The 14,357-nt window shown below is 67.8% G+C and carries 12 protein-coding genes; 7 read left to right on the top strand and 5 right to left on the bottom strand.

Going from position 1 to position 14,357, the window contains the following annotated elements; genetic code table 11:
• Nucleotides 1–30: 30 nt before the first annotated feature.
• The 3 genes from C1926_RS20755 to C1926_RS20745 are packed head-to-tail and all read left to right on the top strand — an operon-like array spanning nucleotide 31 to nucleotide 4,961.
• Entirely contained in the window at nucleotides 31–972 is a 942-nt protein-coding gene (locus C1926_RS20755; RefSeq protein WP_216822033.1) for a FecR domain-containing protein, read from the top strand.
• A 58-nt stretch (nucleotides 973–1,030) separates the two neighbouring features.
• On the top strand, nucleotides 1,031–3,796 hold the full coding sequence (locus C1926_RS20750; RefSeq protein WP_108760511.1) for a secretin and TonB N-terminal domain-containing protein: 2,766 nt from the start codon (nucleotides 1,031–1,033) through the stop codon (nucleotides 3,794–3,796).
• Nucleotides 3,797–3,833: 37 nt separating this feature from the next.
• Nucleotides 3,834–4,961: a cytochrome c peroxidase gene (locus C1926_RS20745; RefSeq protein WP_108760510.1), complete on the top strand. Its 1,128-nt coding sequence runs from the start codon at nucleotides 3,834–3,836 to the stop codon at nucleotides 4,959–4,961.
• 6 nt (nucleotides 4,962–4,967) lie between these two features.
• Here the strand turns inward: C1926_RS20745 and C1926_RS20740 are convergent, their stop codons facing one another.
• Both C1926_RS20740 and C1926_RS20735 read right to left on the bottom strand, forming a co-directional pair.
• On the bottom strand, nucleotides 4,968–6,320 hold the full coding sequence (locus tag C1926_RS20740; RefSeq protein ID WP_254057346.1) for an aspartyl protease family protein: 1,353 nt from the start codon (nucleotides 6,318–6,320) through the stop codon (nucleotides 4,968–4,970).
• 67 nt (nucleotides 6,321–6,387) lie between these two features.
• Nucleotides 6,388–7,212: a DUF3014 domain-containing protein gene (locus C1926_RS20735; RefSeq protein ID WP_108760774.1), complete on the bottom strand. Its 825-nt coding sequence runs from the start codon at nucleotides 7,210–7,212 to the stop codon at nucleotides 6,388–6,390.
• A gap of 153 nt (nucleotides 7,213–7,365) precedes the next feature.
• Between C1926_RS20735 and C1926_RS20730 the strand changes: the two genes are divergently transcribed.
• A complete protein-coding gene (locus tag C1926_RS20730; protein ID WP_108760508.1) occupies nucleotides 7,366–7,944 on the top strand; it encodes a hypothetical protein in 579 nt (192 codons plus the stop codon).
• A gap of 94 nt (nucleotides 7,945–8,038) precedes the next feature.
• Nucleotides 8,039–8,749 carry a glutathione S-transferase gene (locus tag C1926_RS20725; RefSeq protein ID WP_108760507.1) on the top strand — a complete coding sequence of 237 codons (711 nt, stop codon included), beginning with the start codon at nucleotides 8,039–8,041 and terminating at the stop codon, nucleotides 8,747–8,749.
• Nucleotides 8,750–8,773: 24 nt separating this feature from the next.
• Here C1926_RS20725 and C1926_RS20720 read toward each other — a convergent pair whose 3' ends face one another.
• Both C1926_RS20720 and C1926_RS20715 read right to left on the bottom strand, forming a co-directional pair.
• Entirely contained in the window at nucleotides 8,774–10,381 is a 1,608-nt protein-coding gene (locus tag C1926_RS20720; RefSeq protein ID WP_108760506.1) for a hypothetical protein, read from the bottom strand.
• A gap of 634 nt (nucleotides 10,382–11,015) precedes the next feature.
• A complete protein-coding gene (locus C1926_RS20715; RefSeq protein WP_108760505.1) occupies nucleotides 11,016–12,734 on the bottom strand; it encodes a thiamine pyrophosphate-dependent enzyme in 1,719 nt (572 codons plus the stop codon).
• Nucleotides 12,735–12,850: 116 nt separating this feature from the next.
• Here C1926_RS20715 and C1926_RS20710 point away from each other — a divergent pair, with 116 nt between their 5' ends.
• Together C1926_RS20710 and C1926_RS20705 are read left to right on the top strand one after the other, a co-directional pair.
• A complete protein-coding gene (locus tag C1926_RS20710; RefSeq protein WP_108760504.1) occupies nucleotides 12,851–13,138 on the top strand; it encodes a hypothetical protein in 288 nt (95 codons plus the stop codon).
• A 17-nt stretch (nucleotides 13,139–13,155) separates the two neighbouring features.
• Nucleotides 13,156–13,467 carry a hypothetical protein gene (locus tag C1926_RS20705; protein ID WP_108760503.1) on the top strand — a complete coding sequence of 104 codons (312 nt, stop codon included), beginning with the start codon at nucleotides 13,156–13,158 and terminating at the stop codon, nucleotides 13,465–13,467.
• A gap of 9 nt (nucleotides 13,468–13,476) precedes the next feature.
• Here the strand turns inward: C1926_RS20705 and C1926_RS20700 are convergent, their stop codons facing one another.
• Complete coding sequence (locus tag C1926_RS20700; RefSeq protein ID WP_108760502.1) at nucleotides 13,477–14,334, bottom strand: hypothetical protein; 858 nt, start codon at nucleotides 14,332–14,334, stop codon at nucleotides 13,477–13,479.
• Nucleotides 14,335–14,357 lie beyond the last annotated feature (23 nt).

Raw genomic sequence — 14,357 nt, 5'->3', positions numbered from 1 at the left:
ATGGGCGGGGAGGCTGCAGGCGACCGGGCGTTGTCGCCCCGTGTGCTGGAACAGGCGGCCGACTGGCTGATGCGCCTGCACGAGGACGGCAATGCCATGCAGCGTGCGCAGTGGCAGCGCTGGCACGATGCCGATCCCGAGCACGCACGCGCCTGGCAGCGTGCGGAGCGGCTGCTGGCGCTGAGTGGCCAGGTGCCGCCCGCCCTCGCCCATGGCGCGCTGCAGCGCCCTGCATCGCCCGGCCGGCGCGCCGTGCTGCGCAGCGTTGCCGCGCTGCTGGTGGCGCCGCTGGGCGGCTGGCTGGCCTGGCGCCTGTACGACGATGCGGCCTGGGACGCCAGCGTGCGCACCGCCGTGGGCGAACGCCTGCGCCGCGTGCTGGACGACGGCAGCGTGCTGCACCTGGCCACGGCCAGCGCCGTCGATATCGCCTTCGATGGCCAGCAGCGCCTGCTGCGGCTGCGGCGCGGCGAGATCCATATCGACACCGCGCCCGATCCACACCGCCCCGCGCGGCCCCTGCGGGTGGCCACCCCACACGGAATGCTGCAGGCGCTGGGCACGCGCTTCAACGTGCGCCTGTTCGACGATGCCACCCTGCTGGTGGTGCAGCAAGGCGCGGTGCAGGTGACCACCGCCGCCGGTGCCACGCAGCGCGTTGCAGCCGGCCAGCAACTGCGCTGGGGGGACGCTGGCTTGGCCGCACCGCAGGCCGCTGCGCCCGGCAGCGACGCGTGGCTGCACGGCATGCTGGTGGCCGACAGCCTGCCGCTGCAGGCGCTGCTGCATGAACTGGGCCGCTACCACCGGCGCTGGCTGCGGGTGGATGACACTGTGGCGGCCCTGCCGGTGTCCGGCGCATTCCCGCTGGATGACCTGCCGCGCAGCCTGTCGATGCTGGCCGCCACCTATCCGCTGCGCATCGATCAGGGCCTGACAGTACGCGTGCGCGCGGCCGCCACGCCGCAATGACACTTTTTTCGATCCTGCGTGGCAGAGGAAGTGAATCCTTCTTCTGCCGGCTCCCTCCATGCCTGTGATCCCACCCCGTTTCCGCTACAGCCTGCTGGCCATCGCCCTGGCTGCCACGCCCGCCTTCGCCCAGACCGCGCCCGCCGGGCAGCCCGCCAACGCACCGGCTACGGCATCGCTGGGCAGTGCGCTGAGCGCCTTTGCCGCCCAGCATGGCGTCGCCCTCTCCTTCGATCCGGCGCTGACCCAGGGCCGCACCGCGCCGCCAGTCGATGCGGCAGAGGGCGTGGACGAAGGCTTCAGCACGCTGCTGCAGGGCACGGGCCTGCGTGCAGTGCGCCGGGCCGATGGCAGCTACACCCTGCAGGGCGCGAAGACCACGCGGCAGACGCAGCCGCTGCGCGTGGGGGCGTCCGATGGCAAGGTGGCGCTGCCGCAGGCGCTGCCCTTCGGCCAGGGCGTCACCCTGGATGCCGATGCCCTGGATGCGCAGGTGAAGGGCAATGGGGACATCGCCACGGCCCTGCGCAGCAACCCGGCGGTGCAGTTCAGCGATACCAACCGCAGCAGCCGCAACATGGGCGAGATCCGCCCCGATGATTTCAGCATCAATGGCGCGCCGTACTACCAGAACCTGTTCCTGCTCGATGGCGCCACGATCAACAACGATCTCGATCCGGCCGATACGCCCGACAACGGCAACCCCGCGCACAACTTCGATGTGCCCGGCGGCGCGCAGGGCATCGCCGTGGATGTGGACCTGCTGGAATCGCTGACCGTCTACGACGCCAATGTGCCGGTCTCGTTCGGCCACTTCCTGGGCGGCGTCGTGGACGCGCGCAGCCGTTCTGCAACGGACGGCCTGCATGGCAAGGTCTGGTTCCGCATGGCCCGCTCAGCCTGGGACAGCATCATCGCCAATGAAGCGCAGCAGGAGAACTTCGAGGAATCCGATACGTACAAATACCAGCCGCAGTACGACAAGTACCGCGTCGGCGCGCGGCTGGAAGGACGCACGCGCGGCGGCCTGGGCATCATCGGCACCTTCACCCGCACGCGCTCGGAGATCCCCCTGCGCGCCTACGCCGGCGGCCGTGAAACCACCGGCGCGGACGTCAACACCCGCACCCAGACGCGCGAGAACACCAGCGCCACGGTGGCCCTGGACTGGAACAATGGCGAAGGCCTGCAGCTCGGTGCCAACCTGTCCTACGCGCCCACCGACGATGTCTACTTCATCTCCAACTCGCGCGATTCGTACTTCAGCATCAAGTCCGGCGGGCCCACTGCCAGCCTGCGCGCGAACTGGACCGGCACGGCCTGGACCCTGCGCAACACCCTGAACTACAGCGAGGTGGAAACCAGCCGTCGCGGCGACCTGGACTACATGCGCAACTGGCTGATCTCCGATGACTTCGACTGGGGCGTGTCCGGCATCAGCACCGAGGGCAGCTGGGGCAACATCGACCAGCACGACCGCCGTATCGGCTACCGTTTCGTGGCCGACCGCGAACCGCTGCAGCTGGGCAGCAGTGAACACACCCTGCAGTTCGGTGCCGGCGTGCAGCGCCGCGATGGCGACTACCAGCGCCTGAACGACCACCGGGTACTGCTGAGCACCGCCACCACCCGCAGCTGCACGCTGTCCGACGGCAGCGTGGATGATTTCAGCTGCTCACTGTCGCCGACCAGAAGCGGCGGCACCGGCCAGTACTTCAAGCGCATGTTCCTGTTCCATGCCGGCCAGTTCGAGGTGAGCGGTGAAGAGTACGAAGCCTGGCTGCAGGACGACATCCGCATCGGCAACTGGAACCTCCGTCCCGGCCTGCGCCTGGACCGCAACAACCTGTGGAAACAGACCAACGTGTCACCGCGCCTGGCCGCGTCGTGGGATGTGCTGGGTGACCAGCGTACGGTCATCAACGCCGGCGTGAACCGCTACTACGGGCGCAGCTTCTACAGCTACCTGCTGCGCGATGGCCGCGAGCGCCTGCGCGACACGCTGGACCGCACCAGTGCAAGCACCCGCTGGGAAGATGCGAAGAGCACCAGGAACGTGGCCACCAACCGCCTGAGCGATGTCGATTCGCCCTACACCGACGAATGGACCCTGGGCGTGGACCAGCAGGCGTTCGGCCTGCAGTTCCACCTGAAGTACGTGGACCGCAGCAGCCGCAAGGACATCCTGCGCCGCAAGGTCGACGGCCCGGACCGCGACCTCTACAACCTCAATACCTTCGAATACACCAATGAAGGCCGCAGCGATTCGCAGACATGGACGCTGTCGGTCAGCCCGCAGCGCCCGTGGGAGTTTGCCGGCACCCGCAACAGCTTCCAGCTTTCGGCCGACCACACTGATGTGAACCGCAACTACAACAGCTACGAAGACAGCCCTGACCTGTTCGAGCGCGTTCGCCTGGATGGCAAGCTGATGTACCGCTATGAACTGCCCGCCACCCAGTACCTGCGGCCCTGGAGCGCACGCCTGAGCACCCGCACCGACATTCCAGCCTGGGGCCTGAGCTGGAACAACTTCTTCCGCTACCGCGCAGGCTTCGAAGGCACCACCGAGGGAACGCTGGAAGTCATCGACGGCGAAAGCGTACGCAACCTCACCACGCGCCGCTTCTCCGGCAGCTGGACCTGGGATGCCAACCTGGAATACCGCCGGGTGCTGCCGCGCGAGCAGGAAGCCTATGTGCGGGTGGAAGTGCAGAACGTGCTCAACCGCAGCAACCTGACCACGGCCAGCGGTGCCGCCGCCGGCACCATGTACTTCGAACCCGGCCGCAGCTTCTGGCTGGAAATGGGCTATTCGTTCTGAGCCGGCGGCGCGGCAGGCATCTGCCAGGCCATTGTCGATGAAGCGCCTGCACCCACTGCGCCTGGCCCTGCCCGTCGCTGCCCTGTTGCTGGGCAGCGCGGGCGGGCCTGCGCCTGCGCGGGACACGCCCTGCCCCGAGGTGCTGCCCGCACGCCCGGACGGCGCCTGCCTGCGCGCGCTCTACAGCAGCCCCAGCACGCGCTGGCCCGCGCCGGAGGTCGACCCCGGTGTTGCCTGGCAGGAACTCGCGCCGTTGCCGGCACCGGTCGATCCTGCAGGCAATCCATCCACCCCGGCCAAGGTCGCGCTGGGGCGCCGGTTGTTCTTCGATCCGGTCCTGTCGAAATCACGGCAACTGGCCTGTGCCAGCTGCCACGATCCCGATCTGGGCTGGGCCGATGGCCGCCGCGTATCGTTCGGCCACGACCGCCAACCCGGCCGCCGCAACGCACCCAGCGTTGCCATCAGCGCACACGCATCACCGCTGTTCTGGGATGGGCGCGCCGCGACGCTGGAAGACCAGGCCCTGCACCCCATCGCCGATCCCATCGAAATGGGGTTCAGCGCGCAGGGCGCCGTGCGCCGCCTGCGCCGCGATGCGTCCTATCGCCGTGCGTTCAACGAGGTGTTCGCGCAACCGCGCATCGATGCCGCCCAGCTCGGCCAGGCCATCGCGGCCTTCGAGCGCAGCCTGTCGCCACGCAGCAGTCGCTTTGATCGCTTCCTGCGTGGCAATGCGGGTGCACTGGGGGATGCCCAGCTGCGCGGCCTGCACCTGTTCCGCACGCAGGCCGGCTGCATGAACTGCCACAGCGGGGCCGCGCTCACCGACAACGGCTTCCACAACCTGGGCCTGCACTTCCACGGACGCCCACGCCAGGACCTGGGCCGCTACGACGTCACTGGCGATCCCGCCGACAGCGGCCGCTTCCGCACGCCCTCGCTGCGTGGCGTGGCCACCACCGCGCCTTACATGCACAACGGTCTTATCCCGCGCCTGTCGGGCGTACTGGCGTTCTACAACGTCGGCGGCGCACGCCCGCGCGCACCGGCCTCGCCTGCGGCCGATGCGGCACCCTTCCCTGCGCCAGATCCACTGCTGCGGCCGCGCGGGCTCAGCCGCCAGGACCTGCAGGACATCGAGGCATTCCTGCAGACCCTGTAGCTGCAGTCAGCCGCCGGCGGGCGGCGCGGCAGCCGGCTTCGGTGGCAGCAGCGGCGGCGCGGCAGCAATGGCAACCGGGCAGCCATAGGTGCCAGCAACGTCCATGTACAGGCTGTAGCGCTGGGTCGCGGCGAAACCCACCCGCCAGTCCGGGTTGAACAGGGGGTCAGGCCCCGGTGCCAGGCCGATGTCCACCGGCAGGTTCAGCACTTCCTCGCCGATCATCACCGGCGTGGTCGCCTCTACGTACTGGATGTCCTCGCTGCCCGCAGTGGTGATCACGTTCTTGCGCCGGATCGCCGACGCGGGCGGCGCTGCCGGCAGCGTTCCACGGGCCTGGAAGGCGCCATTGAAGCCGGTATCCACCTTGACCAGCACGTTCTGCTTGCCGGCGCGGATCGGATAACGGACGTCATATGCATCCCCCCACAGTGTCGACAGCGTGGCCATCCGCCGCGTGCACGGCACCGGGGTGGCAGTGGCCTGGATCACCAGCGCATCCTTGTTGATGCGCACCCGGCCCAGCGCGCGCAGCACGTCCAGGCCGATGCGTGGCAGGTCGTCCTGGCCCAACACCGCAAAGGACACGCCGCGCACCGGCAGACCACCGATCTCGAGATCGGCCGGCGCCGCCAGCGCATACAACTGCCCGGGCTTGCCATCGGCCACCATGAAACCCTCGGTCAGCGCCAGCCCGAGTTCGGCCGCCAACGTGCGCCCGATGCGCGAATGCGCCGCGCCGCTGTCCAGATGCACGCGCACCTCGCGTTCACCGGTGGCGGTACGGACCTTCAGGGCGAGCGTCGGCAGTTCGTTGTTCATCTGCAGGGGAACGCTGACATCGCTGGCAGGCGCCGGCACTGCGAGCGCATTGCGCGGCCAGGCAGTGAAGCGCTCGAAATGCGGCTCACTGATGCCGGCGAGATGGATGTCGCCCACCTGGCGTTTCAACAGCGGCCGGATATCACGCTCCAGCAGCGTGCGGACCTGCAGCATCTGCGTTGCCCATCCGGCGATATCGCCCTGCAGCAGCAGATTGCCGGCCAGGGTGGCCGAGCACAGGTACTCGACCCCCTTCACGCTGTCGGCCGGTTCACTGGCCACGGCCTGCAGGCATTGCTGGGCGGCTTTGCTGGAGCGTTCCAGCTCCCCGCGCACCCGGTAGAAGCCTGCCTGGCCCAGCAGTCCCTTTGCCCCCTGGGTCTTGCCCAGCGCCTGCAGCCTGCCCAGTTCGGCAAGGCGCACGCTGCGGGTGTAGCGATAGGGATCGCTCAGTTCGGCGTCCGCTGTGTCCACGGTGGCAGCCGAAGCCACCGCCGTGGCGAACAACGCACTCACTCCCAACCACATTGCATGCATCGAGGTTACTCCTGTCTACCCGACGCCGACCGTATCACGGTGGTGATGACATCCGCCGCTGCAGCCTTCAGCCGCGCGTGATTGAACTGCGGATCGCGCGCAGCTGCTGTTTCACCGCACGCTCCTGCGTGGCATCCATGCGCAGCAGCGCCTTCTGCCCCACCGAGCGCGACTGCAGATCGGGATCGGCAAAGCGATAGCGGCCCCGCTCATCACGCACCACCGCCACCGGTCGCGCCGGTTCCGGGGTTTCCAGCAGATGATCGATCACCGCCACCAGGCGGTCGTTGAAGTAGCCCTGCGGCCGCCCGAGGTCGACGTAGGCCTGCTGGATCAGCGGATAGAAGCGCTTGTACGCCGTACCCGTTGCCGCAGGATCGAGCGCGGTGAATGCCTGCACGTAGGGCGCATAGCGCGCCGCGTTGCCTGCGGCAATCTGCTCGCCGTTCTCGCCGGCCTCCACCTGCAGGCCGCCGGGCAGCGGCCGCGTAGCCAGCGCAGACGGTGGCACGCTGGTCTTGTCCAGGTTGTCCACGTGGGTGACCAGGCGTTGGATCAGGTGGTCCCGCAGCAGCAGCGCCAGCCCGCCTTCCCCCTGGAACAGGCCGCTCAGCGCGGTCCATGCAGCAGTATCGCTGTCTTCCATCTTTGGCAGCGCCGGATCGGCAGCAACGTCGGTGTCCAGCGGATGCTGGATGGCCGGTGCCGAGGGTGCGGCCTCCGTGGCCGGTGCTGCAGGGGGTGCCGCGGTCGAAGGCGGTGCCGTCTGGGCAGGTACCTCCACGCGATCAGCCAGACCCTGCCACTGGTCGCGGAACAACCACGCGCCCGCACCGCCAACCACCACGACGCCCAACACCCAGGGCCATACTGCTTTTCCACTCTTCTGCATGATGCGCAACCTCGCTCTGCAAACTGCTTGGACTACGTCAGACCGGCACGCGTTTGCGGGGTTCCCCGCCGCACTCGACCGTGTACTGTCGCGTTTACACTGCATCTTCGCGCAGGCCGCATGAATGCCCGCTTCGCCCACTCTGGAGTTCCAATGAAACACACTGCGGCACTACGCCTGTTCCAGCCCGGCATCGTGCTGTTTGATCCGCAGGTGCTGGATGCATTCCTGCGGCAGCACCTTGCACCGGGCGAAGCACCTTTCAGCAGGTTCGTTGATGACCCGGCGGCCGGTGATGCGGCCACGCGGGCCGGCGCGGTATTCCCGATGTACCCCATCGAAGAAGACGACTACGCGGTTTTCATTGAGCCCGCATTCGCCGACACCAGCGCTCCTGCCGACGGCGCCACGCGCTGCTTCAGCCATCCCGGCGCCCCGCTGCGGGTGGACAGCGGCATGTTGATCGCCGCCGACCTGCACGCGTTGATGGCGTGGGATGCGGACTTCTTCCTGCACTACCGCCAGCGCCTGCAGGAGCGCCTGCCAAACAGCGACTATCTGGACGTGGTTCCAGGCAGTTACGACGTTGCCATCAATGGGTACACCGGCCTGCCACAGCCGTATCCTCCACAGGGCTATGGGCTGCAGCTGCGGGCCGTGACCGCACTGCCTGCGATACGGGCAGATGACGATTTCGACTTTGCCCTGCCCATCGCACCACCGCGGGCCTGAAGCCAGACACTGACATCGCCCACGCCCGGCGCTCACGCCTGCTTTGCGTCCATGCAGCGACTCTGGGGGCTGGTTCGTTGCGAAGGAACAGGCCATGCACTACGCGCTGTATTACTGGACCGGCATCCAGGGCCGTGGCGAGTTCGTGCGGCTGGCACTGGAAGATGCCGGCGCCGGGTACGTGGACATGGCACGCGTCCATGGTGATGCGGTCATGGAGCCGTTCCTGCAGGGCCAGGCCGAGGGCGGGCAGCCATTTGCACCCCCGTTCCTGAAGGCCGGACGGCAGGTGATCGCACAGGTTGCGGCGATCCTGGACTTCCTCGGCCCCACGCTGGACCTGGTACCGCAGGCGGCCTCGCGGCGGATGCAGGCGCTGCAGCTGCAGCTGACCGTTGCCGATCTGGTGGCCGAAGTACACGACACGCACCACCCCATCGCCGCCTCGCAGTACTACGAGGAACAGAAAACCGAGGCCAGGGCGCGAGCGGCAACGATGCGCGGCGAGCGCCTGCCGAAATTCCTCGGCTACTTCGAACGGGTGATCGAGGCCAACGGCGGTCGCCACCCGCTGCGCGAGCATTCCTACGTGGACCTCTCGCTGTTCCAGCTGCTGAGCGGCCTGGACTACATGTTCCCGAAGCGGATGCAGGCCCTGGCGCCCACCCTGCCCCTGCTGCGGGCGCTGCAGGAGCGGGTGGCGAAACGGCCGAACATCGCCGCGTACCTGGGCTCGGAGCGGCGGCTGGCGTTCAACACCAACGGCATCTTCCGCCATTACCCCGAGTTGGACGGGGACACCTGACGCCGGGCACGGCCCGGCGCCCCATCAATGCCCGGCGTCAGCCAACGGCTTCACCGGCTGCTTCTGCAGCGACAGCAGCCCCAGCAGCACGGCCAGCGCCACGTAGGCCCCGGCAAACTGCCAGCTGATGATGCGCGCCAGGCCCTGCAGATCCCACGGCAGGTAGATGCCACCGCGCGGGTCGACCGAATGGATCAGGCCGAACAGGGTCAGGCCGGCCGCCACCAGCAGGAAACCGCAGGCGCGGCGCAGGCGGCCATCGACCATCGCCGATACGGTGGCGATCCACAGCATCGAGGTAATGATGAAGCCATTGCCCAGCGCGAAGATCACCGCCAGTTCCGGCAGGCCGTGGCCATCGACGTGGGTCAGCAGCGCGCCCATCTGGTCGGCGGGAATCCAGCCTGGCGCCTTGATCGCCAGCAGATACGCCGCCGAGGGCAGGAAGCCCAGCACCATTGCACCGGCGTGCTGGCGCGGGGTGGCCTGGAACGCCTGGGTGGTGATGTCGATGGACACGTACACGATGATCGGCGCCAGCACCGCCAGCGGCAGCCACTGCACCAGGCCGGAAATGATGCCCAGCATGCCGCCGATGCCGACGAACAGGCCGGTCAGCAGCGTGTAACCGCTGCGTGCGCCCATGTGCTTGTAGGCCGGCTGGCCGATGTACGGCGTGGTCTGGGCAACGCCGCCGCAGACACCGGCCACCAGCGTGGCCACCGCTTCCACCAGCAGGATGTCGCGGGTGCGGTAGTCATCGCCGGCCGCGCGCGCGCTCTCGGACACGTTGATGCCACCCACGACCATCAGCAGGCCGAACGGCAGCAGCAGCGGCAGGTAGGTCATCGCCGTCGGCAGGCCATCGATGAAGCCCAGCGTGGGCAGCGGCAGCACCACCTGCGGCGGCACCCAGGCCGGCACCTGGAAGCCCGGCACGCCCAGCCCGGCCAGGCCGAGGCCGTAATAGAGGACGGTGCCGAACACGAAGGCCAGCAACACGCCCGGGCCACGCACCGGCAGCTTGCCCTTGGCGATCAGCACGTACAGCAGCAGGCCCAGCGTGGTGAAGCCGACCAGCGGCGAACGCAGGGTTTCGAGCAGCGGCAGCAGGCCCATCAACACTAGGGCGATGCCGGCGATGGAGCCCAGCAGCGCCGCACGCGGCAGCGCGCGGGTCACCGCTTCACCGAAGAAGGACAGGATCAGCTTCAGCACGCCCATGATGACCAGCGCGGCCATGCCCAGCTGCCAGGTGGCGATTGCCGCGGCGTGCGGGTCCATGCCCTGCTGCTTGAAGGCAGCAAAGGCCGGACCAAGCACCAGCAGGGCCATGCCGATGCTGGTCGGCGCATCCAGGCCCAGCGGCATGGCAGTGACATCGTCGCGGCCGGTGCGTGCGGCCAGGCGGCGCGCCATCAGGGTGTAGAGCAGGTTGCCGACCAGCACGCCGAAGGCCGTGCCGGGGAACATGCGGCCAAACACCACATCGGCGGGGAACTGGAACATGCCGATGAGGGCCATGGCGATGAAGCCAAGGATGGAGAGGTTGTCGACGACCAGGCCGAAGAAGCCATTGAAGTCGCCAGCGACGAACCAGCGGCGCGGTGCGGCGGGAGCGGGAGCGGACATGGAAGGGGCGGTGGGGGTGGGGACCGCCGATGGTAGGCCCAGCGGGGCCTGGGCGCCAATTCCGTCATGGAATGATGGGTTCCAGCCAACGGCAGGGCCCCTCGTGGCTGGGTTGGTCGCCGAAAAGGGTTTCCCGGAGTGGTCCGTGCGGGGTGGGCTGCGCAGGACACGCCGTGAACCCGTCCCTGGGGGCTCGATGGCGCCATCCATGGCGCCAACGGTCCTGCGCACCCCATCCCGCCCGGCCCCTGACAATTTCCTGCGCGCGCCGGCCACGGAAGAGAATCAGAAGATCAGAAGCAGGCTCTCGTTGTAGAGCCGAGCCCATGCTCGGCTGCTGTACGCGAGAGCCCTGAGCCGAGCGTGGCTCGGCTCTACAGAAGATCTTTCCGATCATTCTTCCGCTATCCACGCATGGCGTGGATCTACCGGCCACCGGGAAACTGTCGAAGGCGGGGTGGGTCCGGTTGAGGGGGTGTGAGCGCCATGGATGGCGCGACCAAGCCCCCATGGATGGGTTTACGGCGTCCCCCTCAACCGGACCCACCCCGCCAACCCACGGATAGCCCGCTTTTGACGTTGACGTTGACGTTGATTCGGCAGGTGCAGGGCGCAGCCCTGCATCGACCACCCCCTACTTTTTCAGGAAGTTGTCCACCAGCAGGTGCTTCACATCGTCGAAGCGGCCGTTCAACACCGCCTTGGCCGCATACAACGCCGTCCCCGCCACCTGCTTGGCTTCGATCTGCGGCGGCATCACCAGCTCCGCGCGGCTGGTATGCACATCCAGCAATGCCGGTCCGCGCTGGGCCAGGAAGTCCAGTACCGCTTCCTCCAGATCCTCGCTGCGGGTCACCGTGCGGCCGTGGAAACCGATCACCTCGGCCAGCCGACCAAAATCGGGATTCTTCAGGTCGGTGTAGTTGTCCAGCAGGCCTTCCACCTTCTGCTCCAGCTCGACGAAATTCAGCGAGCCGTTGTTGAACACCACCACCTTGATCGGCAGGTTTTCCTGCACCGCCGTCAGCAGGTCACCCAGCAGCATCGCCAGGCCACCATCGCCGGACAGCGAAATCACCTGCCGGCCGGGGAAGGCCTTCTGCAGGCCCAGCGCCTGCGGCATCGCGTTGGCCATCGTGCCGTGCAGCAGGCTGGTCAGCGTGCGGCGGCGGCCGTTCACCCGGATATGGCGCAGTACCCAGACCATCGGCGAGCCACCGTCGGCGGTAAACAGGGCATCGTCGCTGGCGTGCTTTGACAGCAACGCGGTCAGGTGCTGCGGGTGGATCAGTTCGCCTTCGCCGGGCTGTTCTTCCTGCTCGCGCTTCTGCAGCGCCTTGTCCCGGTGCGTGATGCACTCGTCCAGAAAGGTGCTGTCCTCGCGTGGCGGCAGCATCGGCAGCAGCGCGTCCAGCGTCGGTGCGATATCGCCGACCACGCCCAGGCTCACCGGGTGGCGACGGCCGAGGTGGCTGCCATCGCGGTCGACCTGGATGATCGTCGCCTTGTCCGGGTAGAACTGGCCCCAGGCGAAGTCAGCGCCCAGCAGCAGCAGCGTGTCGCACTCCATCAGCGTGTGGAAGCCCGATTCGATGCCGAAGATACCGGTCATGCCCATGTTGTAGGGGTTGTCCGGCTCGACGAAATCCTTGGCGCGCGAGGTGTGCGCCACCGGCGCCTGCAGCCGCCGGGCAAGTTCAAGCAGCTGCCCGTGCGCGCCCTGGCAACCGGCGCCGGCGTAGATGCCGATGCGCTTGCCCTGCGCCAGCAGCTCGGCGATGCGCTGCAGCTCGTCATCGGACGGGCGCAGCACCGGCTGGGCGTAATGCACCGAGAACGGCACGTCGTGCTTCACCTCGGCCTCGCTGATATCCGCCGGCAGGATCACCACTGCCACGCCACGGCGACTGATCGCCGCCTGGCAGGCCAGCGCCACCACGCGCCGCGCCTGCTCGGGGCTGTGCACCTGCTCGCAGAACACCGTGCAACTTCCATAGACCGCCTTGAAATCCACTTCCTGCGGGAATTCCATGCCCAGTTCGCTGGTGACGATCTGGCTGGCGATCAGCACCATCGGCGCGCGGTTGCGGTTGCTTTCGAAGATGCCGTTGATGAAGTGCAGGCCACCGGGCCCGCAGGAACCGGCGCAGGCGGTCAGCTGCCCGCTCACCAGCGAATCAGCGCCGGCGGCGAAGGCGGCCACTTCTTCGTGGCGCACGTGCACCCATTCGATTTCGCTGCGATGCATCGCATCGGTCACGTGGTTCAAGGTATCGCCCACAATGCCGTAGCAGCGGCGGACGCCGGCCTGCTGAAGTGTGTCGATGACGATTTCTGCAACGCGCTTGCTCATGGGGGCACAGCCGGGGTTCGGGGGAAACCCGAGGCTAGACCCGGCCAAGTGATGCCACTGTGGGCATTGTGCAGGCTGATCCGATACATTGACGGCAGATTCCCCGGCCTGCCCCCATGCAGCTCATCCTGCACCGCGCTGAATCGCGCGACACCCTGAACTACCACGAACTGCAGTGGCTGCAGGGGCTCGACGCGACCCTGCATCCGCATCTGGCAACACTGCGTGCGCAGCCGCGTGGCAGCATCGAGGGCACCACGCTCGCAACCGCGATGGACGAACTGCTGCAGTGCCTGGCCACCGTCCCCGGTGACGACGTGCAGCGCAGGGGCGGCCTGCGCCTGCTGCTGGTGTTTGCCGCCGCCCACCGCGATGGCCAGGCCGTGGCCTGGCAGACCCGCTGACCCGGACAGAAACCGACGTGGCCTTCGACCTCTACCTCGACAACGGGCGCGACCCGGAACAGCGTGCCTGGATTGCGCCGCACGAGGAAGCCATCCTCAGTTCCGATGCGCAGCGCTACCCGCAGCTGTGCCGACTCGCGCGCGAGTTCTACGCGCAGCCTTCCATCTCGCCCGAGCAGTCACAGGCACTGGTGCAGGAAATCATCGGCCGCATGCTGGAGGAACCGCAGGGCGCAGACTCGCCGCTGGCTGAGGTGGCCCTGCGTCTGCTGGTGCTGTTCGACCAGGCATATCGCCAGCGCAGCACCATCCGCTGCGTCGGTGACTGAACGCCTGTTTCAATCGTTGACGTTGACCCAGCCCTCGATCGCGCCGCGCTTCGGGTTGCGATAGCGCAGCTTCATCCACCCGTCCTTTTCATCCAGCATCTCGACCCGGTCGCCCTGCAGCAGATAGCGCTTGGTGCTTGCAGCACCCGGGCGGTCAAACAGGAACAGGCGCGCGGTCAGCACCGTGGCCTGCTGACCGCGCAGCGGTGCATTGGCGGCCGGTGCACTCAGGCCATCGGCGATGGCGCTTTCCAGCACGCGGCCGGACGCATCATGGGTTCGCCAGACCGCCAGCGGACCGTTTTCCTCGGTCCGGTCCGGCTGCAGCGTGTTGTTCAATGTGTCGCCCAGGCGCAGCACGTCCTCGGAGCGGTACAGATAGAGCGTGCTGCCATCGAAGCGGTATTGATCGGTGTACCACATCGGCCCGCCGCGGCAGCTGCTGGTCAGCGTACGCGTGGCGGCATCAACGGTGAGGCCCATCAGGCCGCCGCAGTTGTCACGGCCATGGGTCTGGGCCTGCAGCGCGCGGAAACCGCCGCTGGCCGGATCGTACCGATACACCGCCACTGCTTCATTGACCATGCCGACCGACGCCCGCGCAACCAGCTCCGGGCGCCCATCGAAATCGACATCCTCCGCAGACAGGCGGGAACTGCCGTCGACATCGGGGGCCCCCGGCAGACTCTGCCGCTTGCCAGAGGGCAGTACCTGCACGGCAACGCTGCCGCCCTCCGTCACCTCAGCCTGCACGCGGACGCCGGGCGCCGCCTCGAAGCGCAGCGGCGCATTGCTTTCAGCGGCATGCGCCAGCGGCATCATCAGGCCCGCCAGCAGCAGTCCCATCACGGTGTCCCTGTGTCTCATCGTCGTTCCCTGCGGCGCCACGG

Source organism: Stenotrophomonas sp. ZAC14A_NAIMI4_1 (genome assembly GCF_003086915.1).
Lineage (GTDB): Bacteria > Pseudomonadota > Gammaproteobacteria > Xanthomonadales > Xanthomonadaceae > Stenotrophomonas.
This window is presented reverse-complemented; position numbering and strand designations above follow the sequence as displayed.